Raw genomic sequence first — 22,687 nt, 5'->3', positions numbered from 1 at the left:
GGACATCGATACCGTACCCATGGCAAATATTATTACGAAAGTGAACCGGGCTTTCGACAACCCGACCAGCATCCAGCCCTGGCTCGAGACCAACCGGCGCAAGGTCGCGCGATGGATCGGCCGGCGAGAGATCGGTCCGCTACTCGGCGGACTCACGGCCGGGGTTTTCGACTGGAACGCGTATACGAACTATCTCGCCTGGCGAGGGTCCACCGAGCTCGTCGTACGCGAAATCAACGGCAGTGACATGGTTCTCGATCCGAAGATGTCTGGCATCTCTCAGGAGTTGATTATGTACGGCGGCCGAGAAGAACTGTCGGCAAGCCTCTACCAGCAGGAACTCGAGCGACTCGCGGCGGAATCCAACTCGCCCGTAACCGCACTGGAAATCGGCGCCAACATCGGCTACTACGCGTTGCTGGAGGCCAACGTTCTCGGCGACAGCGGTCGAATACTGGCGTTCGAACCCGATCCGAGAAACATCGAAATCCTTTCGAAGTCGATCGATCGCAACGGGTACGGCGATCTGATCGACGTCGATCGGGTGGCGGTCGGGGATAGTGACGGGTCGGTCACGTTCAATCTGTTGCCGCTGAGCAACAAATCACACGTCGACGAAGAGTCGTTTACCCGAAAACACGACATCGAGCGGCAGGTGACGGTCCCGCAGAAAACGATCTCTACCGTCCTCGACGAGAAAGGGATCGAACCGGACGCGATCAACGTCGTCCGGATGGACGTCGAGGGGTACGAAGCGCAGGTCTTTCGAGGAATGTCCGACGTACTCGAGTCTGACCAGCCGCTGGTACTCTTTTTCGAGCTCCATAGCTCCAGACTGGACGACGAGGCGATGGAACGGATATTCCGCACGCTGGAGGATGCCAACATGGAGATCGTCGCCGTGACGGATCTCGAGGGGCCGATGTGGTACGAGGTTCAGCTCCCGTGGGATTCGTTCGACGAGTTACGGGAGATCGACGACACGCATTCGGTTCACCTGATTCTGAGACGAACGGGTTGAGAGACACGTCGACACGCGTGACAGGAACGGGAGACGGCGGCCGACCGGCCGACCGACCCCGCTACAGCTCGAGGCGGGAACTCCGAACGACGCCTTCGATCGTCACCCGAAGCTTCTGGCTGATCGTGAGTAGCGCCGTCGAGTACACGACGGCGCCGGCCGAAACGACGGCCAGCAGGTGATACCACCGGTCTACGGGAACGGCTCGCAAGAGGAAGAAGACCACAACGGCCATCAACACCGCCGCGGCGACCTGTTCTACGAGCGTCCGGGGGAACAACACGACCGCCGGCAGCTCCCGCTTGACGACGGCGGCTGCGAGAACGTACTGGACCGTTTCGGCGGCGACCGTCGCGATCACGACCCCGATCGCACCGTACGTGAGGGTCAGCGCGACGCCGAGGACGACGTTCAACGAGAGCGTCGCCGCCGAAATCCACGTGTTGATGTCGGGCCGATCGATCCCACTGAGCGTGCTCATGAGTGGTCCGCTCTGCGTACTTACTACCTGATAGAGGGCAAGACCGACCAGCAACATGGCGGCGTCGCCGTACTCCGCCCCGTAGGCGGTTACGACGAGCAACTCGGGCATCACGGCGGCGCCGAAGAACATCGGGATCGCAACGAGGCTCGTGAACGCGAGCGTATTCGACACGTCGGTGCTCACGCTCTCACCCTGACTGTGGAGCCGGCTGACGCGGGCCATAAGCATGCTCTGTGCAGCCAACATGACGAACGTCGCAGGCATCGTGAGCTTCAGTGCGACCTCGTACTGACCCGCCGCCGCAGGAGCGAGAAGGTAACCGAGCAGGAGGATGTCGAACCGATCGTAGGCCTGTCCGAGAAACGAGTTCGGGATGCTGTACTTCGCGTACGCCCAGAGGCTCTCGAGCGTGTCACCGGTCGGGACGGTCGGTTTCGTCCTCACGAAGTACCAGAGTGCGGGCAGTGAGAGGAACGTCGCCGCGGCGAGGCCGTAGGCCATCCCGGCGGCGCCGAGTCCGAGGAGGACGAACGCGAGCTGCAGCGGGAAGGTCAACAGTGATCGGAACGTGTCGATCCACATCGACGCACCGACGAGTCCTCGCGATTGAACGACGCGATCGGTAGGCTCGTAGAGCGTGACGGCGCCCATCAGGACGACGAATAGCACGGGCGCTTCGGGAAGCCCAGTATAGGAAACCAACCACTGTGACGCGAGAACGCTGAGAACGCCCGTGAGTACTAACCACGCCACCGTGAACACCAGTTGCCCGCCGATCAGCTCCCGCTTTGGGGTATCGGCCTCTGAGTATCGTTTCATGATCGCTGTCCCCCATCCATTGACCGCCCGGTCGCCGAGTTTCACCAGCGAGAAGAGCAGATAGAACCCGCCGAATCCGGTCGGACCGAGAATCCGCGCGAAGACGACGGTCCCGGCGAACCCGATACCGGCCATCGCAAACTTCGCGGCCGTCGCCTTCACCGTCTCGCCACCGAGGCTGACCGACGTCGCGTCAGTCATCCGTCTCGAGCGAAGCGGGTCGAACGTGGCGTCCGATCGTCGGTTCCGTCGGGTTCTGTGAACGGCGTCTGGGGGACGCTGTGGGAGATACTGGCTGGGTCGATGTCGGTCGACGTGAACCGGGAGTTCGGAGGATCGTCACCATCGATATCAGCGATCGAGTTACGTAGTCAAACACTGCATCACCAGGCCGTATCAGTGTACCGACTGCCGTAGCCACGACTCGCCGACGGGGTTCGATCGAGGCGCCTCACGGGTACGTTCACCGGCACTCGAATCCACCCCATCAGTTGAATACCGTGTCCGTTGTGCGAACGGGTATGACGACGTTGGGGATCGTTGCCCTCGACGCTGCCGACTACGCCCTCGCCCGTGAATGGGACTGTCAGAACATGCTGCTCGAGACTCACCGCGAACTCGAAACGTTCGCTCACTCCGGGAAGCACCCGAACACGCTCGAGGTCTGGACTGCAACCGCGACGGGTGTCGGGCCGACTGAACACGGCCTCGAATCGACCGGGGAACAACAGCAGTGGCGCAATCCAGTACTCGAGTATGCGAGTACGGTAACACCCTACATCCTCCCCAAGGACGTGCGCATCAGGCTGGGCACGTGGCTTCGCGGGGATTCCGATGGCGACGGCGACGTCGGCATGACGCTGCGCCAGACGTCGCACTCGCATCTGTTCCAGCCCGACGGCCACGTCGTGCGATGGTGGCCCGGCGTCACCCCGGGCGAACACCTGAGCGAGACCTGGCACTGGCTCAACCTCGCGTCGAGTGGCGAGATCACCGACGACGAACTCTGGCGGAGATTGTATGGCAACGCCGGTCTCGAAGCCGGCTGGCTCCAGGGAATGGGTCAGACTACTGTCGCCGTCGCCGGCGTCCACATGCACGTTCTCGACGCCGCTGGCCATGCGTTCGCGACCCGTCTGGACCGTCTCCGGGAGGTGTACGAGCGGGTCGACCGCCTGCTCGGGTCCGTCCGCGAACAGGTCGACGAATTGCTAGTGCTGTCGGATCACGGCATGCAAGTCGAGTGGATCGACGGCGACACCGAGCCCGGCTTCCACAGTTGGCGTGCTCTCGCGTCGACGACGCTCGCGGACGACCCGCCAGAGAGCGTATTTGGGGTTCGCGAATGGGTCGAAGCACGGGTCGACGCCGGCGACGTCGGAGACGGAAGTGGCAACGAGCGACGACCCGCGGTGATGGACACGACAGAAGAGCAGCTCCGAGACCTCGGCTACCTCGAGTGATGTGACCGGCATCGACAGGTCGTCTTGCGTTCGTCGTCCCCGCTTCGAGACACCGTCGGTTAGTCGAGGTAGCCGAGTTCGCGAAGGTGGTCGGTTGGGACGTCGATCGCCTCCTCGTCAGCATCCGAACTGGAGTTGCTGATCTCGTCTCGGCGGGCGCGCGATTCGACCCATTCTCTGACGTCGAATACCGATTCCGGACGCGTGTTCGTCGTTGAACTGGCGTACGCCCGCCAGGAGTGGGTCGCCGGATTCTCGTCGGCGTCGGGCGGATAGAACTCCACGCGCATTCCGTGGTCGCTGAGCAACAGGAGGTCGTCGGCGTCCCCGAGCGCGTCCTCGACTTCCGTAACGAATTCCCCAACCCGGGTGTATACGTGTCGGAGCGCATCCTCGTCGTCGGCGTAGGCATGTCCAGCAGCATCCAGCGCGTGCACGTGGACACCGGCGATCGAGACGGGATGGTGCAGCATCTCGCGTGCCCAGCCGAATTGCTGCGAGCACTGACCGAAGAGTTCGCGCTCGAACGTACTGCGGTCCATTCCCTCGGCGACTGCATTCATCAGATCCCACGCCCGCTGGAGCGGCCGCCCGTCAGCGACCCCCGGCCAGTTGTGGACGACCGCACCGTCGTCGTCGAACATCGACTCGGCGTCGGTCCGTCCGATACGCTCGCGCTCGCCCGTCTGCGACCGGACGAACTTCCCGAGTGTCCCTCGAGTTGACTCATCTAACCGGCCCGACACGCGGGAGAGCCCTTCGAGGACGGGGTTGTCCCACTCGCTCGTGCCGCCGGCGGTGATGCCGTGTCTCTCTGGGGGCAAGCCGGTCGCGACCGTCGCCCAGACCTCCGGCGTGTACGGGAGGTCCTGCGTTCGCGCGAACGTCTCGAGGTCGCCGGACGACTCGAGTCGGAACGCGTCGAGGTCGAAGTACTCGACCAGTCCGGCGTCGAGCGCATCCAGCGCCAGGACGACCATCGTCATTCGTCGATCCCTCCGTCGATCGGTCGAACACGAACGTATCTCATGCGTATCCGAGATCCTCCAGGTCTTCTCGCAGCGCGTTCTCTTTGATCACGTACGCGGGGTCGAACCGCTCGAGTTTCCCCTCGAGTGCGGGGTCGGTTACCCGCCTCCCGTCCGAGAGTCGAACGCTCCCCTCGCTCGTCGCGAGGTGATCGGCGTTCATCGCCGCTTTCCGCTCGCCGTAGGCCGCGAAGGCAACCTCGCGCTGGAGCGTGCCGATACCGTGTTCGGCTCCAGTGAGGACCGTCGGGACGTCGATCAGAGAGACGACTTCGCCGAGGGCGGGTGCGTTTCGAGTGCCGAACGGCACGCGGAGCAGTTCCGGCCGCATTTCGCCGGGATGACCCCACAGACCGCCTTCACCGAGTAGTTCGCCGTGATCCGCACAGAAGACGACCCGCGTTTCGTCCGGAACCGCCTCCCAGAGCCGTGCCAGTTTTCTGTCTAAATCCTCGATCTCCAGACGGTAGAGTTCGCGGACGAGTTCTTCGTCGTCTTCCGATCCGCGACCGGCGAGCACGCGGCGGGTCACTCGCTGGGCCTCGGCCCGACTCAGATTCGCGCCGTCCGGATCGTAGGGATGGTGCGGTTCCATGAAGTGCAGCCAACCGAACCACTCATCCCGCCTCTCGACTGCCTCGAGAAACTGGTCGATCACGTCGTCGGCCGGCCGGAACGACTTTTCGATGTCGCCGAAGCGGCTTCGAAACGCCTGATATCGATTCCAGCCCCAACTGGCCACCTCGTACGCGAGGGAGCCACGTTCCAGCAGCGCCGCGCCTTTTTCTTTCACCGTCTCCCCACCACCTTTCGGGGAGGTGAACGAGTCGAATCCTTCATCGTAGCCGTACTCGGCAGAGAGGAGGTGGTTCGTCGTCACCGCGACGCTGTGGCGATCGAACGCGCGGGCGACGCTGGTTCCATCGTTGAGGCCGTCTCCGTTCGCGTACTCACCACCGACGATCGCGGGAAAACTACCGAGGGTCGCCGTCGATGTCGCGAACGCCCGCTGGTGGGTCGACTCGAGGAACTCTACCGTTCGCTCCATCTCGTCGAACCGATCGGCGCGAAGCGAGTCGACGGTGACCAATAGCGTCGTTCTCCCCGTCTCGACCGACTCTGACACTGTCATCATCTCCCGATCACCTCCGTGAGCGGGTTGCTCGCGCCCGCGGTCGCAGCCGCCAGTCGCAATCGCGCATCGCGCAATTTCATTACTTTCGCCCCAAGCCACGTCGGAACCGGGATGTCGCCGCTGAAGGTTGCAAGTGGCGTATCAACGGACTGATTCCCAAGCCAGAATTCGCGGGCGATCACCTGGTCGTATCCCCACTTCGTTCGGAAGTAGGACTTGCTCGCGAGGTGCTTGGCAGGATCGTGTCGGTTGGTATCGTACTCGCTCCCACCGCCGGGAGAGTGAGGGAACAGTACGGCGGGACAGGTGCCGAACCGCCAGTCAGTCTCGTGATGGTGGGCAACGAAGAAATCGAGGTGCTCGCGACCGATCACGTAGTTTTCGTCCCAGGCTCGGTCCTCGAGACACGCCCGGCGAAACGTCGCGACGTTCGGAACGAAGTCGAATTCGACGAGCGGGTACTGCGCGACCGTCTCCGACGTCTTCGAGCCCGTATCGCGGACGAGTACGTCTCCGTTCTCGTAGAGGTCGTGACACAGGCCCTGGATCGTTCCGTGCTCCAGCAACAGACCGCTAATCCCCCCGAACTCCGGGCGGTTCTCGAGTTGTTGTGTGAGTACCGCTACGTTCGCCGGTACTTCGTGGTCGCTGTCGACGATCGTCAGGTACGTTTCGGAGAGTTCGTCGACGATCGCGTTGCGGCCGACGCCGAGTCCCGCGTCGTAAGGGAGGTCGATCAACTCGAGGTCGAACGGCCACGTCCGTTCGTAGAGGTGGCTGCGTTCCTCGGTCCTGCCGTCGTCGGCGACGTAGACCGTGTCGTACTCGTCTGCAGGGACGGACTCGAGGAGCGTCTTCAGCTTCTCGGATCGGTTGAAGACTTTGACCCCGAGAGCGACGGTGGGATCGCTCACGGATGGGTCACCTCAGCTCGGTTCGATTCGTCGTCGGTCTCCATCTCTGGTATCATTAGCATTGTTTTTCCGTGTATCCGAGCGACGCCAGGCGCTCCTGGACGTCGACGTCGGCCGTGCGTTCTTCGTCCGCCGGTTCGGGCGCTGGCTCTCCCGTCCCCTCGTCGCGGGCCTCGAGCTCTATCCAGGGAACTACCCGGATCCCGGAGACGGGGACATCGGGATGCCCCCAGACCCCACGTTCGCCGAGGGCGTTTCCGTGGTCGGAGCTAACGATCAACGCTCCGTTCACGTTCCGGCGCAACGCGTCAACCGACTCCAGCCCGAGGCGAAGGTTGTCGGCGTAGGCCTCCCATACTTCGTCTCGATCTAGTTCGCCTCGCTGGATTCGTCGCCACGCGTCCAGCCCTCGCCGGTCCGGATCGACGAACGAATCCGGCGCGTCCCAGCGATCGTCGTGATTCGCCGCGTGGATGTTCGGGTGCTCGAGAAACGGTATGTGAGGTTGCATATAGTGGACGATGACCCGGTCGAAGTCCCCGTCGCGGCAGACGCTGATCGCCCGGTCAGTAATCGGATCCGGCCGGACCGAGCCGTGATCGTCATCCCAGGCGTACCGCCACACCTCGTCGAGTCGTCCCAGGCGATGATCGTCGCCGAGGATAACCGCGGAGAACGGATTCCCCGTTACGTAGGCCGTGTTTGCGACTTCCTCGGCGTGAGTGTCCAAAAAGGTCCGACGCAACCAGGCCTTCGACGAGCCTGCGACCGAGTCGATTGCGCCCGCTTCGACCGCCGCGGGAGCGGGGAGCCAATCGTACCCCGCGGCGACCTCGGCCATCAGGTCGATCCGGCAGGCGTCCAGCAGGACGAGGACGTCCCACTCGCGGTCGAAGACGGTGACGTCAGCGAAGTCGCGCATCGGTAACTTCAACGCAATCCACTGATAGAAGAGCTGCCACGACCGCTCGTAACCGCGTTCGGGAAGTTTCCGGACGAAGTGGACGACACTCATCAGCCGATCACCACCCCGCGCCGTCCGCGAGCCCCTGTTGCGGACGGACTCGGTCGAGTTATCACGAGTGCGCCGGTCCCTCTCATGCATATCCCAGATCTTCGAGCTGTCGCATCACCGATTCGTCGATCTCGCCGTCACCCTGGACGTCCGTCCGACGGTCGATCGCGTCGACGACGTCACGAATGCGCGCTTGCGGGTCCTCGTAGGGCGACTCGCCGGACTCCTCGAATCCCTCGAACGTCTCGTAGCCGAAATACTCACCCACCGCGATCCCGTCGAGCCACCGGCTGCGGTGTGCAACATCCTCGAACCCCTTGCGTCGAAGGGCATCGAGGTGCCGGTCGGGGATGCCGTGGTACTCGACGAGGACGTCATCGTGGCTCCCCTCACTGCGATCCTCATCCGTGCAGTCCGGACAGACCGACTCGGACTCGAGTTCCGATCGGTCGACGAGGTTGCGCCCTCTGGAGTCGGGACCGGACGTGAGGCCGGCCGCGGCGAGTATCGTCTCGTGGACGTCGAGGACGCTTACCGAGTGATCGTCGTATGTGACCTCCTCGACGATTTCGGCGCGGGAATCGTACACGGATAACGGTACGTGGGCGAGCTCGGGGTAGATACCCGAGAGGTGCTCCCAGCCGCCGTGCTCCCCGAGAAGTTCGCCGTGGTCGCTGACCGTGACGATCAGGTCGAACGACTCACGAACCTCCGCAAATATCCGCTCGTAGATGTGTGAGAGGTACCGAACACAGTCCTCGTATGCCCGTTCGATATCCGTGGGGTCGTCCGTCGGCTCGCCGAGTGAGGCGGCAAGTCCGTCGACGTCGACGTCGACGGTCTTCCACTCCGCGGGCGGATCGTACGGCGAGTGTGCTTCCATCAGGTTCAAAAAGAGGAACTCGTCGTCGCCAAACGACGTGTCGCGGACCAGTTCGAGTGCGGTGCTCGCGCCGTCGTCGTCGTTTTCGACGTGGTGGCCGAGAGGCGTGTCCCGAAGCTTCAACTTCGCACCGTGTTTCAGCGACGGGATGGTCCGGTTGTCGCCAAGGAGAACCTCCTTCAACGCGGCGGCATACCGCTCTGGGCCTTGCTCGCGCGTCTCCGCGATGAAGCCATCCCAGTCGAAGAGGTCGTCGCCGTGGTGCTCGAGGCGCCAACTCAGTTCGAACTGGTCGAAGCCCCGATCGGCCTCGAACACGGGGGACAGATTCGGGTTCGCGCTAAACGCCCGCGTCGTGTATCCCGACGATTGCAACCGTTCCGCGAGCAAGCGATCGGGACAGTCGAAAGTCTGTGCGCCGGCGTAGATTCCGACCTCGCTCGCGTATCGGCCGGTGAACAACGAGACGTGTGCCGGGACCGTCCAGTGGCTCGTACTCCAGGCGTGTTCGAAGCGCCTGCCCGGCAACCAGTCGAAGTGCGTTTCGAAGGCGTCGTACCGAAGCGTGTCGAGAACGATGAGCGCGACGTTCGTCATGAGTTCGTATTGGTCGGCGTGATCATCTGTCGGATCTGATTACACTCGGGAGGTCGTACCGAAGCGTGTCCATGACGTTCCAGAACCCCTTTCGCCACAGCCAGTCGTTCACTCGGCCCGACAGCGTGTCGGGAACGATGACGTCCTCGTAGCGCTCGGGGTACTCCCGTCGGAGGCGCGCTTCGAGCACCTCGTCGATCGTCGCTCGAGGCTGGTCCGGGTGGTACATCTCCACGTCGTCACGGTACGTACAGCGACCGTCGGCATCCCGTTCCATCCGCCAGCCGAATTCGGTATCGTCGCGCCAGCCGGCAAATGCCGATCGGAACCCACCGGCTGCGAGTGCTGCCTCGCGATCGAACGCGAGATTGCACCCGACGTACATCCGCTCGCCGTCGTACGTCCGGCCTCCGCGGACGGCCCCTTCGAGACAAACGAGTTGGGAGTCGCGATCGAACGCGTCAGTGATACCCGCGAGCCAGTCCCGCGACGGCCGACAATCGTCGTCGGTTAGCGCCACGATATCACCGCGAGCAGCACGGATACCCGCATTGCGCGCCTCGCAGATATCGAGCGTGGCGTCGTCCACGACGATCACTTCGTATGCACCACCCGTCTGCTCGCGGAGGTGTTCGACGACCGCGTCGTGATCGTTCCGGGGAATCGTCGGAACGACGACGGAAACGGCGGGGTCCGAATGATCGACCGGCCGTAGAACGGCGCCAGCCGCCGATTCCGTCACTGATCGGTCACCTCCTCCAATCCGTTTTCAACGGTTTCGTCGACGTTCCGAATTTGTTCGTCGGTCGACTGTGGCCGTCGGTTGCGTTGCAGCGACGTCCCGGGCGGGTGATCCACGCCCGGCCGATCCGGTTCCAACGGCTGCTGACCGACGTCGGCGGCGGCCGTCTCCGCGACCACTGCTTTGAGGTTCTCCTCGAAGCAGTCGTATTCGTAGCATCTGGCGGCCTGCCGGATCTCGACGGGATCGAAGTCTGCGGGATCGAACCGTCGAACAGTCTCACGGATCGACGCGACGGTCGGCTCGAAGAGCAAGCCGGTCCGACCGCCTTCCACCTGATATCGGGTAAAGCCCTCGTCCACGCCGAGCAACGGTTTCCCGGCCATCATGGTTTCTGCTCCGACGAGGCCGAAATCCTCCTGTTTCGGTGCGTAGACGACCGCGGTCGCTCGGGCGACGAGAGATTCGATGTCGTCGACGTATCCGCGAACCTCGATGTTGTCGTAGGCAGCCGCGAATTCCTCGAGTTGCTCGCGCTGTTTCCCGTCGCCGGCGATGACGAGCCGTTCGTCCAGACCCGCGAAGGCCTTCGCGACCAGGTCGATTCGCTTTTCGGGGGCGAGTCGTGACCAGGTGACGAAGTAGCCGTCGTCTCCATCGTTGCGCCAGTTACCTGTGACCGGTGGGTAAACGACCGTCGCGTCGCGCCCGTAGAACCGCCGGATGCGGTCGCGGACCAGTTCGCTGTTCGCGACGAACTGGTCGACGTAGTCGTTCGCCTCCTTGTCTAGTGCCCGCCATCCCTTTGCATAGGCCTTGACACCGGCCTCGACGAACGGTTTTTTGAACGACGAGAGCCGATCCCGATAGAGGTCGTACAACCACCGCGGTGGGCTGTGCGGGTAGTGGACGACCCGTTGACCGACCTGGGGAACGTAATATTTCGACAGCGGCGCGCTCTCGAGGATCACGTCGTACAGCGCGAGATCCGGGTGTGCGTCGGTTATGTCCAGCGCCACGTTGAGCGTCTCGAGGGGATTCATCCCCTCGTTTTTCCACTCGAGTAAGGGCCGCCACGGCAGCGAAGTGTACTTCGACTGCTGAAACGGAATCACGTCGACGTCGGCGGGGATGTCGGTCCCACCCGCCACGTACGTCGTGTAGATTGGCGCGTCGAGGACGCGTGCGGCCTCGATGGCGAACTCCTCGCCGCCGCCGATGCCGGGAAAGCGGTCGTGGAGAATCGCGACGTCGGTCATTGTAACACCTCTCGGAGTTCTTGATCGGGCTCCCAGGTACCGTCGTGACCGTCCTCTTCGTCGGCTCGAGCCCGAATAAGGGAGATGCTCGCGCGAAGCAGTGAGATCTGCGTATCGAACAGCGAGTAAAACGGCTGCATCGGACCGAGGGCATCGCGGGAGCCAAGTACCGTGAATGCGAGGATGCCAACCGGAGTCGCAAGTCCAAGCGGCCCCAGAAGGGTGAGCGAACCGATCGTTGCTACCGCCAAGCCAGTGGCGACGAGCCACGGCGAGACCACCATGAACCACCAGTTAAACGGTAAGACGATGCGGCCGTAGGCGCCGTGACGACCAAGCGCATCGCGCTGTCGCCATAGCAACCGAAGGAGTCCCATGGCGCGGCGGTCTTTCTGCTGACGGCGCTTGCTGAACGCGGAGTGAGCGGCCTCTTTGTAGTGGATGTCTGGATCGAAGACGACCCGGCCGCCGTTGCGCCGGATTTTGAGCGCGAGTTCGGTGTCGTCGGCGATCGAGTCCTCGTCGATCGGAACGATCGCATCGCGGTCGAACGCCGAAAACGGACCGTGGAAGATTAGCGTCGAGTCGATGTGTGATTCGAGAATCTGAATCATCGTCTGGATGTCGCGATAGCCCCGCTCGACCTGACTGTCGCCGATTACCGCTGCGTTCCGACCGGTGACCCCGGAGACGTCCGGATCGGCGAGATTCGCCGTTGCCTTTCGAACGGCGTCGGGTGCGAGTCGCGAATCGCAGTCTGTTTTGACGACGACCTCGTTGCTCGCGGCGGCGTAGGCCTCGTTCAACGCCGTGGCGAGGCCTCGGCGCCCGTTTTCGCGAATTAGCGTGAGTTCCGGTTCCCGGCGCCCAGCGAAGAACGTCTCGACCAGATCGGCCGTTCCGTCGTCGCTCGAGTCGACGACGATGATCTCGACTTCCTCCATCGGATAGTCGAGATCGACGAGTTCCTGGAGTTTCGACTCGACGATCGAAGCCTCGTTGTACGTCGGAAGGACGATACTCACCGACGGTTCCTCCGGCCACGTATCGGCGGGCGTCCCGGACGGCTGCCGAAGGTAGTACACCCCGAGGTATATTAAATACGGGAGACCAGTCAGCGCAACTAACCCGAACAGAGCCTCGACGAAACGCTTCATGCAAGTATAGCTAAGCCCACCACACCCCTCAATAAAGTCAGAAGCCTTGCTATAGAAAGGTATCATAAGTCCCCTCCACTATTCGGTGGCCTAACACAGCGATCGTCGCTTAGCCGATTTCCGGCCGGAAACCGCACGCTATCGGCTAAAGCGGATGGTATTCGACGGATCGGTGGCTTTTTGCATCGGGCGTTGGATCATCGGGCACGAATCGAATCGGACGCCACCATCACAATATCGTGATGCGTACCACTTCCGATATACTTTTACGGGACTACGGTATAATTGCCTGTATGTCAGTCATTGCCGAGTCCACCATCGGGCAAAACGAACTCGCCGTGCTCAAACTCCTCGGACTCGAGGGTGGACTCGAAGGCGACGTCAAGATTTCCTGCTCTCACCTCGCCGATCGCCTCGGTGCGTCGAATCAGACCGCCTCGCGACGGCTGCAACGGCTCGAAAGCGCAGATCTTCTCGACCGAGACACGGTCAGCGACGGTCAATGGGTCTCGGTCACTGAACAAGGCGAGCGCACGCTCCACGCGGAGTACGATGACTATCGTCGCATCTTCGAAACCGAGTCGACCATCGAACTCGAGGGGACGGTTACCAGCGGAATGGGCGAGGGACGCCACTACATTTCTCTGTCGGGTTACCAACGCCAGTTTGAGGACCGCCTCGGCTACGAGCCGTTTCCGGGGACGTTGAACGTCGACCTCCGGGAGGATAGCATCCGTCGACGCAGTGCCATGGCCTCGCTCGACCCCGTCCCCATCGACGGCTGGGAATCGGACGAGCGAACGTACGGTCCGGCCGTCTGCTACGCTGCGACGGTCAAAACCACTGACGGTGACGTCTACGAGGACGCCCACACTATCGCTCCCGAACGTACTCATCACGACGACGACCAACTCGAGGTCATCGCGCCCGAGAAACTTCGAGACGAACTCGACCTCGAGGACGGCGATCACGTCACCGTTTCTGTGGAGGATCGCGAATGACGGGACACCACGCCGGTCCGTGGTCGAACGCGAAGGGGACGAACGCCGTTCCCTCGAGCGCACACACCACTGCAGATCCCTTCGAGGACGCCCTCGAGTCGCTTCGTGCGGGCGAGCCGATACTCGTCCACGACGCGGCCGACCGCGAGGGCGAAACGGACCTGATATACCACGCAGACGCCGTTTCGCCCATGGCAGTTGCCCGCTTGCGCAACGACGCTGGTGGGTTGGTCTGCGTCGCACTTGGTCACGACATCGCGGAGGCGTTTGACCTCCCGTTTTACTCGGACGCCATCGATCATCCCGCTACGGCCGACCACGAACTCGGCTACGACGATCGGTCGTCGTTCTCGCTGACGGTCAATCACCGCGACACTTACACCGGGATCACCGACGAGGATCGGTCGACGACTATTCAGGCCCTCGGCGAGGCCGCGGGGTCCCCCGACGGGACGGCATTCGCTGAGGAGTTCCGGGTCCCCGGCCACGTCCACCTGCTCAAGGCCGCACCCGACTTGCTCGCCCAGCGCGAGGGCCACACCGAACTCGGCGTCGCCCTCGCCGACGCCGCAGACCTCACACACGCCGTCGTCGTCTGTGAAATGCTCGACGACGAAACCGGCGAAGCGCTGTCACCCGCCGACGCCAAGGACTATGCAGACCGATACGGCTTCGTCTACCTCGAGGGCGGCGAGATCGTTGACCGGTTTTAGCTGAATCGAGACGCAAGCCCCCTTCTGCTCCCGGCTCCGCCGTTCGCATGGTCAGCGGGACCTCCGGTCTCCCGCTCCCCTCGAGGAGCGAGCGCAAGCGAGCGAGTGGGGTGGGGTGGTTCACGTAAAAGACCCCGTAGACGAAGTGACTTCTTATATTTCGGTATGCAAAGAATCTATACTCCGGACCTGGGTTTCGGCTCCATCAGGTTGCAATTGATAGCTATATAGAACAGTTCAACAGGGGCTCGATAGAGGGGGAACAGTGGACCGAGCCGATCTGAGATGTTTCCGGTGTCTGTCACCACTGGCGTGGTGAATACAGAGCGCCTATCTTGCGCAAAGAACACCTATAATTCTCCTCATCTTATAATACCGCCTCCAACCGCGGAGTGTTTATCCATCTGTGTCGTAAGTAGCTGAAGCAGTGACCGATTCACAATTGACTAATACACTTCGAGAGACCCTCACCCTCTTCGAAGCGGGAGGGGCACCCATGACGACAACCGAAGTGGCCGAGCAACTCGACCTCGGCCGTCGGAGCACCTACGAGCGCTTAGAACGACTCGTCGATCACGACCGACTCGGAACAAAGAAAGTCGGAGGAAACGGACGCGTGTGGTGGCAGCCATCCACGAACGGACACGCGTTCACGAAGGGACAGGAAAGGGATGCGGTAGACAGCGACCTCGGCACGGTCTTCGATCGAATCTCGGACAGTTTCTACGCGCTCGACGAAGAACTCCGCTTTCGCTATCTGAACGACACCGCAGCAGACCTTTTTGGACTGGATCAGGACGCAATTGGTTCGGACATTCGTAACGAGAATCTCACGGAGACGTACGAGAACGCACTGTATGAGGCTCTTGAAACACAAAAGGCCGTAGTCTTCGAAGACTACTATCCTCCGTGGGACAAGTGGTTTCTGAACGCCATCTATTCCTCAGAATCTGGTCTGTCGGTCTACTCCCGCGACATCACCGAACGGAAGCGACGTGAACAAGAACTGAGCCGCTACGAAACGATCGTCGAGACGAGTCCAATCGGCATCACGATCGTTGACAGTGACGGCGAAATGCAGTTCGCCAACGACCGCGCTGAGGAGATCTACGGTCGGAGCAAAGACCAGATCAACGACCTCAGCTTTGACGATTCCGAGTGGAGCGAAGTCGACGTTGACGGCGAACCACTCCCGGATGACGAGAAGCCGTTCCCGCAGATTATGGAGTCCGGAGAACCCGTGTTCGATTATGTCAGTGGGATATCTGGTCCGGATGAACAACGAGTCTGGATCTCTATCAACGGAGCGCCGGTCTACAACGACCACGGAGAGATCGAGAGTGCTGTGTTCGCCATCGAAGACATCACCGAGCGCAAGGAGCGCGAGCAGGCACTCAGGGAGAGCGAGGCGCGCTATCGGTCGCTGACGAATGACGTCCTCGACACATCAGGCGTGGGAACGTTCATCCTGAATTCCGACTTCGAGGTCGTCTGGATCAACGAGGCGATCGAGGAGTTCTTCGGACTCGATCGCGAGGCGATCGTCGGTCGGAACAAACGAGCGCTCATCGAAGCGGAGATCGCGGATATCTTCGAGGAGCCCGAACGGTTTGCCAACCGCGTGACCGCCACCTACGAGGACAACACCTACACCGAGGAGTTCGAGAGCCACGTCCTCGAGGAGGGGAGCCTCGAGGAACGCTGGGTAAACCACTGGAGCCAGCCCATAGAGTCTGGGCTCTACGCCGGCGGCCGCATCGAGCATTACACTGACATCACCGAACGAAAGGAGCGCGAACGTGCGCTCGAGGAGTCCGAACGGCGCTACCGGACGCTCGCTGAGAATTTTCCGAACGGTGCAGTTGCGCTGTTTGACGAGGATCTGCGTTATACAGCCGTGGGCGGCAAGCTCCTGAAAGTAGAAGGTGTCGACCCTGAAGACCGGGTCGGACGTAGTGTCTACGACCTCTATCCGGAGGAAATCGTCGACCAAGTTGAGCCCTATTTCCGTGCCACGCTCACAGGCGAGCCGAATACATTTGAGACTGAATATCTCGATCGCCACCTGCTCAATCAGACCCTGCCTGTCAGGAACGCCGACGACGAAATCTTCGCCGGGATGCTCGTCGTTCAAGATATCACGGAACGACGGGAGTACCAGCGCAAACTCGAGGAGTCGAACGAACGGTTAGAGCAGTTCGCCTACGCCGCCTCCCACGACCTCCAAGAGCCACTGCGAATGGTCACGAGCTACCTCCAACTGATCGAGAGTCGGTACGGCGATGCGCTCGACGAAGACGGTGAAGAATTCCTCGAGTTCGCCGTCGACGGCGCCGAGCGGATGCGCAACATGATCGACGGTCTGCTCGAGTACTCGCGCATCGAAACGCGTGGCGATCCGTTTGAACCGGTCGACCTCGACGATGTCCTTGATGACGTTCGCGAAGATCTCCAAATGCGGATCGACGAGAGTGACGCCGAGATCACGACCGATGACCTCCCTCGCGTACATGGTGACGCCAGCCAGTTGCGCCAGGTCTTCCAGAACCTGCTGAGTAATGCGATCGAGTACAGCGGGGACAAGCCGCCGCAGGTCGACATTTCCGCCACGCGTGATAACGAACGATGGATCATTTCAGTGCGGGATAACGGTGTTGGGATCGATCCTGATGAACAGGAGCGTATCTTCGAGGTGTTCCAACGACTGCATACCTTCGAGGAATACTCGGGGACGGGCATTGGCCTCGCACTGTCCCGGCGGATTGTCGAGCGCCATGGCGGCGAGATCTGGGTCGACTCCGAACCCGGAGAGGGGTCGACGTTCTCGTTTACGCTTCCTGCAAGACAGAATCAGGAGGGGTGATCCCGCTTCACGTATCGTTCCCTTCGTCCGAACTTGGATTGAGCGATCTTCACGTCGCTACGATTGGATACCAAGCGTGAACCAGACGCGCTGTGTATCCAGCGCGTCTCTGCCAACATCACAGGAAGGTTATAGAATTGGCCCGAGGAGAGAGAGCAGCCCAATTGGGAAAATCACAATAGCGACCATTCATATATAATGTATTAGGTCAAACCCTAAAGAGAGAAGTACATGGACTACCACGCCTGAGATAGAACCTACGAGTTGAAATATATGGGATTTGATGAAATGGACGATATCGACACGATTTGGATGGACGGCGAGTTCGTCGACTGGGACGACGCGCAGATCCACGTTCTCACACACGGACTCCACTACGGAAGCGGCGTCTTCGAAGGCGCGCGCTGTTACGACACCGAATCAGGCCCCGCACTCTTTCGGTGGGAAGAACACCTTGAGCGGTTGTTCCAGTCAGCGAAGCCATACGAGATGGACATCGACTACACGAAAGACGAACTCACCGAGGTGACAAAGGACCTCATCACGCGCCAGGGACTTCCCTCCTGTTACGTGCGACCGATCGCCTTCTACGGCTACAACTCACTCGGCGTCAGCCCCAAAGACTGCCCGACGCGCACCGCCATTGCAGTCTGGCCGTGGGGCGCCTACCTCGGCGAAGACGCCCTCGAGAACGGCATCGACGTGATGATCTCTTCGTGGCGCAAACACGCCTCGAGTCAGATCCCGACGAACGCCAAGACGACGGGCCTCTACGTCAACAGCATGCTCGCAGGCGAGGAAGCTCGCCGAAACGGCTACGCCGAAGCGATCGTCCTCAACAAGGAGGGCAACGTTGCCGAAGGTCCCGGCGAGAACATCTTTCTGGTGCGCGACGGCGAACTCTACACGCCGGGCCTTTCGGAGTCGATCCTCGACGGCATCACTCGTGATTCCGTGATCCAGATCGCGGAGGAACTGGGCTATACCGTCCACGACAACGTTTCTATCTCCCGCGGCGAACTCAACACGGCCGACGAACTGTTCTTTACGGGGTCCGCAGCCGAAGTGACGCCGATCCGCAAAGTGAACAACGTCGTCATCGGCAACGGATCTCGCGGCCCCGTCACCGAAGAACTCCAGCAGAAGTTCTTCGAGATCGTCGAACACGGTTCCGACGAATACGACGAGTGGTTCGAGTACATCGAGTGAGTTGAGAACGGACGGAAAACGAGACGCTCTTGCTCGAGAGCGCGCGAGAGATCTCTTCTGTTACTCCCTTTGCTCTCCTTTCTCGCTGGCCGCGAATTCACGAGCAGGGTGTGCAAGACGTTCACCGACTACTATCGGTTTCAGTCGACCTTTTCCCGTGGCATTCCGGGAGCAACAGCGTCGCTTCCCGATACATCCAGGTTCAAGACGCCAGCGGTGGATCGTCTCCGAACTGGAATGCCGTTTCCACGGGGTCAAACCCGTCGATTTCGGTTAATTGCGCGATCGCTTCGTTCTCTCGAACGACGGATACGAGGCCGTTAGTCGTCGTTTGCACGCTCGACGTGATCGGTCTGGTTGGAACGATCGTCGCGGTCGGACCCTGCCTCGTCGATGACGTCGATCGAGATGCCAGCGTCCATGCCGCGGCGGTTGGCATCGCCGAATCCGGCGCTTAGAACGCGTGTCAACGCGTCCTCAACGTCCTCCTCGAGTTCGGTGATCTCCTCGGACTCGACTTCGACGACGTAACCGGTCGTGATGTTCGGCGACGTCGGCAGGAAGAGGACCTCGCGACCGTCGCCTGTTACCTTTCCCGTCTTGAACGCGGTCATCCGAAGCCCCTCCCAGGTTTCGATCTTGACCGGTTTCTGAAGCGATTCCTGTTCACCGAAGGCAGTTTCAGCTGCCATTTTGGAAGCGTTGTAGACGACGCGAACCACCGGCACGCGGTTAGCGATATTGTCGACGAGTCGTTCGACCAGCCCGCCCACGGTCGTCCGCATGAGGTACCCGACGGAAAACGTGAGAATGACGAAGACGGTCAACGCGACGATGACGCGGAGGAACTGGGCGACCTGCTGGCGCGTCTGGAGGGCCTGCTCGGTCGTTCCCGGAATGAGCGGCTTGAGCGCGGCCGGGTCCAGAATGAGACCGGGGGTCACACCGGCGACCAATCCGTAAAGCCAGTAAATAGCGTAGAGCGTGATGAGGATCGGGCCGAGGACGATCAGCCCACTCGCAAAATCCCGCTTCCACGAAGCCATGTCCTTCACCTCACACTACTGGCTAATGAGCCCTTCCCTTTGTCGTATCCGTCGGGCGGCGCGACTCTGTATGCCATTCGTCAGCATACCAGACCCCCTCGCGAATCCCGACCGAGATTCGAATCGCACTCGAAACTCGAATCGAAGCGACGAGCGGGCCAAATTTCAAGCCCGCTCGGTGAGCACCGATACGTGTGAGCCTCGAGCAGGATCCCTCGGACGAGGAGGCCGATCCGCTGGACGCGTTTCGGCAGTTTTTCACGCTCGAGCGGGACGTTCTCGTCCTCTCGATTGCCATGTTCGCGTTCAGCCTCGGCTTCCAGATGACCAGTCGGTACATGGCAGAGTACATGACTGCGTTGGGCGCGTCGGTGTTCGTCGTCGGCCTGTTCGGGACGGTTGGAAACGTTATCAGTGCCGTCTACCCCTATCCGGGCGGGGCGATTTCGGACCGGATCGGCTCCCGGTACGCGCTGACAGCGTTCGGGCTGTGTTCGACGCTCGGGTTCGCCATCTGGCTCGCAGCCCCAGCGGTGGCGGACGTCTCCGTCGGTCCGACGTCGCTGGCGATCGTCGCGATATTCGTCGGCCTGGTGCTCGCCCAGGCCTGGAAATCGTTCGGGCTCGGCGCCACGTTCGCCATCGTCAAGCAGTCGGTGGCTCCGTCGCACCTCGCCGCCGGCTTCGCGAGTACGGAGACGTTTCGTCGGACCGCTTTTCTCCTCGGACCGCTGTTTGCCGCGGCGCTCTTCTACCCCTTCGGCTCGGGCGATGGGGAGATACGGACCGCCTTTCAGCTCATCTTGCTCGTCGCAGTCCTCTTCGGGATTCTCGGAACGATCGTCCAACACGTCCTCTACGAGGCCGATGCGGACGGCATCGGATCGGCGTTCGAAGGCGTCTCCCAGCTAGTCGCCGATCTTCGAGCGATGCCAGACGAACTCCGACCGCTGCTCGTCGGCGACACGCTGGTCCGCTTCGCCAACGGCATGGTTTACGTTTTCTTCGTCATCGTCGTCACGCGCTTTCTCGAGGTGGGCCTCTCGCTTTCCGTCCCGGCTCTCGGCACGGTCGATCTGTCGCCACAGTCGTATTTCGGTGTTCTGCTGGGGCTCGAGATGCTGGTCGCGTTGCTGACGATGGTTCCTGTCGCTCGAGCCGCCGAACGTATCGGACTCAAGCCCGTCGTTACGCTCGGGTTCGCGGTCTACGCCCTGTTTCCGATCTTGCTGATCACTGCACCACAGAACGCCGCCGCTCTCGCGGTCCTCTTTGCCTTCTCGGGGTTGCGATTCGCCGGCCTTCCCGCGCACAAAGCGCTGATCGTGGGACCCGCCGAGCAAGGTGCCGGGGGTCGGGTGACCGGCGCGTACTATCTCCTGCGGAACGTGATCGTCATTCCGAGCGCGGCGCTCGGCGGATTGCTGTGGGACGGATTCGCAAACCCCCTGACCGGTGAGCGGGTGTTCGATGGCGATCCGACGCTCGCGTTCGCCATCGCGACGGCAATCGGTCTGATCGGAACGGTCTACTTCTTCCTGTTTGGCACGGAGTTCGAGGCGTACCGGTAGCGGTTCCCGGTCCGGTCGGTCTCGAAGACGTGTCGACGGCCGATCGGATGGAGCAGGTATTGATCGGACGTGCATCGATCGAGTACCCCGGGGACGTACGGGATATCGCCCGTGTAACTCGAGCAGGCAATGGTCGTGTGACAGCGGCCGTGCTACAGGAACAGTCGGTAGTAGTAGGGACTGACGAACCCTTCGATAATCGCCGCGATAGCCAGCACGATCCCGATCCCGATCAGCACCCAGAACGCGCGCTCGAGCGCGTCGGCGAGCGCGGTTCGGCTTTCTCGGCCGCGCCACGTCCGCCAGGCGGTAACCCCGACGGAGATGCCGAGTGCGCTCGCAACGAGGATGGCCGGGATTTCGAAGACGCCGTGGGGGACGACGAAGGCAGCCAGTTCCACCGGATCGACCTCGAGACGGGCCATAATACCCAGGAAGACGCCGTTGAAGAGCAACGAGACGATCGCCGGAATCACCAGAGCGGCGCCAGCATAGGTCGTCATGAGAGCGACCAGCCAGTTGTTGCCGAACAGATTCGCCGCCATCGTCACCGGGGTTCGGCCGTCGAGGCGGGCTGTGATCGAGGCTTCGAACGTGCCGACGAAGGGATCTGTGGCTGCCCACCCCGCCCAGAACCCGACGAGGCCGAGGACGATGACGAGCGCGTGCGTTCCCGGTGTCGCACGGACGAAGGATCTCATCTCCTCCCAGCCGTGGCGGAGTCCGGTGCGAATCTGATCACGAAGCGATCGCATCGGCGGGCTCGGCGGCGCTAATCGACCACGGTGGTCGCAGTAAATTGCTGTTTTTAGGACGTCGAGAGCCGGAAATACGAGCAGTGCAGACGCCAGCGATCCGATAGTGGCTACGTTGGCAAACGAGAGCACTCCGGCGACAATCGAGGTGCCGGCGAGCGTAACCAGAGCGATGAGATAGTAGAATACCGCACCACCCGGCCGTTCCCGGATGAAGCCACCGGTGTTTCGCAGGGAGCCGAAGACGCCCGCATCGTCGACGACGACTGCGACAGGTGCGAACGCAAACAGGGCCCGGACAACGAGCAGAACGATCAACGCGATGGCTCCTCCAATCAGGACGACCGGAACGGCAACCGTTGTCGATCCGCCCGTGAACGATGCGATACCGGCGAGCAGCACCGTTCCGCTTCCGATGACGGTGAGAGCGACGACCCAGCACAGAAACTCGAGGACGAACAATCCGAGAAACCGGAGCCAGTACCGGCGGGCACCGTCGAGCCCGGCCGGGAGCCCGCGGTTGTCGCGCAAGCGACTGTAACATGCCGAGAGCTGACCCGCGGCGACGGCCGAAGTCAGGACGACGAAGAGCAAGAAACTGAGGATGACGGTTGCTATCACGAGGGCGACGATGAACGGAGCGGCGAACTGTTCGAGTATCGGCTCGATACCAGTTGTCCACGCGTCGAACGCCTGAGGGTCGGTTTCCGGGTTCGGCGGCGATTCCAGGTCGGCCGCGTCAGTTCGAATCGACTCGAGTCGTCCCGACGTTCTGAGAAACAGATAGGCGAGGACGACGGCAAGAAACGGAACGACGCGAACGATCGCAGGAATCGCGACGCCGAGTACGTACATCGGTAAAATGTCGCTCGGGCGGCGACGGAGCACGGCAGCGACGGCGGCGATGAAATCTGAAAGCGGCATACCTCTCCTTGGAGATCCCATCAGATAAATAAACCCTCCCGACGATCGTGAGATACGACCTGTCCAGAGCTGACAGGAGCACTTCGTT

The 22,687-nt window shown here is 61.6% G+C and carries 18 protein-coding genes; 7 read left to right on the top strand and 11 right to left on the bottom strand.

Translation table 11 applies throughout. From position 1 onward, the window contains the following. The first annotated feature begins 19 nt into the window (after positions 1-19). The gene (locus tag HYG82_RS29225; protein ID WP_179260595.1) at positions 20-1,021 is read left to right on the top strand and encodes an FkbM family methyltransferase; all 1,002 of its coding nucleotides are present in this window, start codon (positions 20-22) and stop codon (positions 1,019-1,021) included. A gap of 61 nt (positions 1,022-1,082) precedes the next feature. Here HYG82_RS29225 and HYG82_RS29220 read toward each other — a convergent pair whose 3' ends face one another. Further along, the gene (locus tag HYG82_RS29220; RefSeq protein WP_179260594.1) at positions 1,083-2,525 is read right to left on the bottom strand and encodes a lipopolysaccharide biosynthesis protein; all 1,443 of its coding nucleotides are present in this window, start codon (positions 2,523-2,525) and stop codon (positions 1,083-1,085) included. A gap of 320 nt (positions 2,526-2,845) precedes the next feature. Here HYG82_RS29220 and HYG82_RS29215 point away from each other — a divergent pair, with 320 nt between their 5' ends. Further along, on the top strand, positions 2,846-3,787 hold the full coding sequence (locus HYG82_RS29215; RefSeq protein ID WP_179260593.1) for an alkaline phosphatase family protein: 942 nt from the start codon (positions 2,846-2,848) through the stop codon (positions 3,785-3,787). 59 nt (positions 3,788-3,846) lie between these two features. Here the strand turns inward: HYG82_RS29215 and HYG82_RS29210 are convergent, their stop codons facing one another. The 8 genes from HYG82_RS29210 to HYG82_RS29175 all read right to left on the bottom strand — a co-directional run bounded on the left by HYG82_RS29210 (position 3,847) and on the right by HYG82_RS29175 (position 12,517). Further along, positions 3,847-4,773, bottom strand: coding sequence for an alkaline phosphatase family protein (locus HYG82_RS29210; protein ID WP_179260592.1), 927 nt, complete (start codon positions 4,771-4,773; stop codon positions 3,847-3,849). A gap of 40 nt (positions 4,774-4,813) precedes the next feature. Beyond that, entirely contained in the window at positions 4,814-5,947 is a 1,134-nt protein-coding gene (locus HYG82_RS29205) for a sulfatase-like hydrolase/transferase (RefSeq protein ID WP_179264423.1), read from the bottom strand. Next, positions 5,947-6,864 (bottom strand): glycosyltransferase family 2 protein, encoded by a 918-nt coding sequence (locus HYG82_RS29200; RefSeq protein ID WP_179260591.1) that lies wholly within the window; start codon positions 6,862-6,864, stop codon positions 5,947-5,949. The genes HYG82_RS29205 and HYG82_RS29200 overlap by 1 nt, the downstream gene beginning before the upstream one ends. Before the next feature lie 55 nt (positions 6,865-6,919). Continuing rightward, a complete protein-coding gene (locus HYG82_RS29195; RefSeq protein ID WP_179260590.1) occupies positions 6,920-7,879 on the bottom strand; it encodes an alkaline phosphatase family protein in 960 nt (319 codons plus the stop codon). Positions 7,880-7,961: 82 nt separating this feature from the next. After that, on the bottom strand, positions 7,962-9,359 hold the full coding sequence (locus HYG82_RS29190; protein ID WP_179260589.1) for a sulfatase-like hydrolase/transferase: 1,398 nt from the start codon (positions 9,357-9,359) through the stop codon (positions 7,962-7,964). Positions 9,360-9,381: 22 nt separating this feature from the next. Beyond that, the gene (locus HYG82_RS29185) at positions 9,382-10,101 is read right to left on the bottom strand and encodes a glycosyltransferase family 2 protein (protein ID WP_179260588.1); all 720 of its coding nucleotides are present in this window, start codon (positions 10,099-10,101) and stop codon (positions 9,382-9,384) included. Next, complete coding sequence (locus HYG82_RS29180; RefSeq protein ID WP_179260587.1) at positions 10,098-11,360, bottom strand: glycosyltransferase; 1,263 nt, start codon at positions 11,358-11,360, stop codon at positions 10,098-10,100. Before HYG82_RS29180 ends, HYG82_RS29185 begins: the two co-directional genes overlap by 4 nt. Continuing rightward, positions 11,357-12,517, bottom strand: coding sequence for a glycosyltransferase (locus tag HYG82_RS29175; RefSeq protein ID WP_179260586.1), 1,161 nt, complete (start codon positions 12,515-12,517; stop codon positions 11,357-11,359). Before HYG82_RS29175 ends, HYG82_RS29180 begins: the two co-directional genes overlap by 4 nt. A gap of 293 nt (positions 12,518-12,810) precedes the next feature. Here HYG82_RS29175 and HYG82_RS29170 point away from each other — a divergent pair, with 293 nt between their 5' ends. The 4 genes from HYG82_RS29170 (at position 12,811) to HYG82_RS29155 (ending at position 18,303) form a co-directional block, all read left to right on the top strand. Further along, positions 12,811-13,518, top strand: a complete 708-nt coding sequence (locus HYG82_RS29170) for a DUF120 domain-containing protein (RefSeq protein ID WP_179260585.1) — start codon at positions 12,811-12,813, stop codon at positions 13,516-13,518. After that, positions 13,515-14,231, top strand: coding sequence for a 3,4-dihydroxy-2-butanone-4-phosphate synthase (gene ribB / locus HYG82_RS29165; RefSeq protein WP_179260584.1), 717 nt, complete (start codon positions 13,515-13,517; stop codon positions 14,229-14,231). Before HYG82_RS29170 ends, ribB begins: the two co-directional genes overlap by 4 nt. 496 nt (positions 14,232-14,727) lie before the next feature. Beyond that, entirely contained in the window at positions 14,728-17,094 is a 2,367-nt protein-coding gene (locus HYG82_RS29160; RefSeq protein WP_179260583.1) for a PAS domain-containing sensor histidine kinase, read from the top strand. 273 nt (positions 17,095-17,367) lie between these two features. Next, positions 17,368-18,303 (top strand): branched-chain amino acid transaminase, encoded by a 936-nt coding sequence (locus HYG82_RS29155; protein ID WP_179260582.1) that lies wholly within the window; start codon positions 17,368-17,370, stop codon positions 18,301-18,303. A gap of 320 nt (positions 18,304-18,623) precedes the next feature. Here the strand turns inward: HYG82_RS29155 and HYG82_RS29150 are convergent, their stop codons facing one another. Continuing rightward, on the bottom strand, positions 18,624-19,349 hold the full coding sequence (locus tag HYG82_RS29150) for a DUF502 domain-containing protein (RefSeq protein ID WP_179260581.1): 726 nt from the start codon (positions 19,347-19,349) through the stop codon (positions 18,624-18,626). Between the two features lie 194 nt (positions 19,350-19,543). On the opposite strand from HYG82_RS29150, the gene HYG82_RS29145 reads away from it, so the two are divergent. Next, on the top strand, positions 19,544-20,920 hold the full coding sequence (locus HYG82_RS29145) for an MFS transporter (protein ID WP_179260580.1): 1,377 nt from the start codon (positions 19,544-19,546) through the stop codon (positions 20,918-20,920). Positions 20,921-21,072: 152 nt separating this feature from the next. Here HYG82_RS29145 and HYG82_RS29140 read toward each other — a convergent pair whose 3' ends face one another. Then, positions 21,073-22,599 (bottom strand): stage II sporulation protein M, encoded by a 1,527-nt coding sequence (locus HYG82_RS29140; protein WP_179260579.1) that lies wholly within the window; start codon positions 22,597-22,599, stop codon positions 21,073-21,075. Positions 22,600-22,687 lie beyond the last annotated feature (88 nt).

It is taken from the genome of Natrinema halophilum (assembly GCF_013402815.2).
Classification (GTDB): domain Archaea; phylum Halobacteriota; class Halobacteria; order Halobacteriales; family Natrialbaceae; genus Natrinema; species Natrinema halophilum.
This window is presented reverse-complemented; position numbering and strand designations above follow the sequence as displayed.

Excerpts from the sequence above, each read along its gene's own strand:
- HYG82_RS29225 (WP_179260595.1), top strand. The coding sequence starts at position 20 with ATGGCAAATATTATTACGAAAGTGAACCGGGCTTTCGACAACCCGACC.
- HYG82_RS29220 (WP_179260594.1), bottom strand. The coding sequence starts at position 2,525 with ATGACTGACGCGACGTCGGTCAGCCTCGGTGGCGAGACGGTGAAGGCG.
- HYG82_RS29215 (WP_179260593.1), top strand. The coding sequence starts at position 2,846 with ATGACGACGTTGGGGATCGTTGCCCTCGACGCTGCCGACTACGCCCTC.
- HYG82_RS29210 (WP_179260592.1), bottom strand. The coding sequence starts at position 4,773 with ATGACGATGGTCGTCCTGGCGCTGGATGCGCTCGACGCCGGACTGGTC.
- HYG82_RS29205 (WP_179264423.1), bottom strand. The coding sequence starts at position 5,947 with ATGACAGTGTCAGAGTCGGTCGAGACGGGGAGAACGACGCTATTGGTC.
- HYG82_RS29195 (WP_179260590.1), bottom strand. The coding sequence starts at position 7,879 with ATGAGTGTCGTCCACTTCGTCCGGAAACTTCCCGAACGCGGTTACGAG.
- HYG82_RS29190 (WP_179260589.1), bottom strand. The coding sequence starts at position 9,359 with ATGACGAACGTCGCGCTCATCGTTCTCGACACGCTTCGGTACGACGCC.
- HYG82_RS29180 (WP_179260587.1), bottom strand. The coding sequence starts at position 11,360 with ATGACCGACGTCGCGATTCTCCACGACCGCTTTCCCGGCATCGGCGGC.
- HYG82_RS29175 (WP_179260586.1), bottom strand. The coding sequence starts at position 12,517 with ATGAAGCGTTTCGTCGAGGCTCTGTTCGGGTTAGTTGCGCTGACTGGT.
- HYG82_RS29170 (WP_179260585.1), top strand. The coding sequence starts at position 12,811 with ATGTCAGTCATTGCCGAGTCCACCATCGGGCAAAACGAACTCGCCGTG.
- ribB (WP_179260584.1), top strand. The coding sequence starts at position 13,515 with ATGACGGGACACCACGCCGGTCCGTGGTCGAACGCGAAGGGGACGAAC.
- HYG82_RS29160 (WP_179260583.1), top strand. The coding sequence starts at position 14,728 with ATGACGACAACCGAAGTGGCCGAGCAACTCGACCTCGGCCGTCGGAGC.
- HYG82_RS29155 (WP_179260582.1), top strand. The coding sequence starts at position 17,368 with ATGGGATTTGATGAAATGGACGATATCGACACGATTTGGATGGACGGC.
- HYG82_RS29150 (WP_179260581.1), bottom strand. The coding sequence starts at position 19,349 with ATGGCTTCGTGGAAGCGGGATTTTGCGAGTGGGCTGATCGTCCTCGGC.
- HYG82_RS29140 (WP_179260579.1), bottom strand. The coding sequence starts at position 22,599 with ATGCCGCTTTCAGATTTCATCGCCGCCGTCGCTGCCGTGCTCCGTCGC.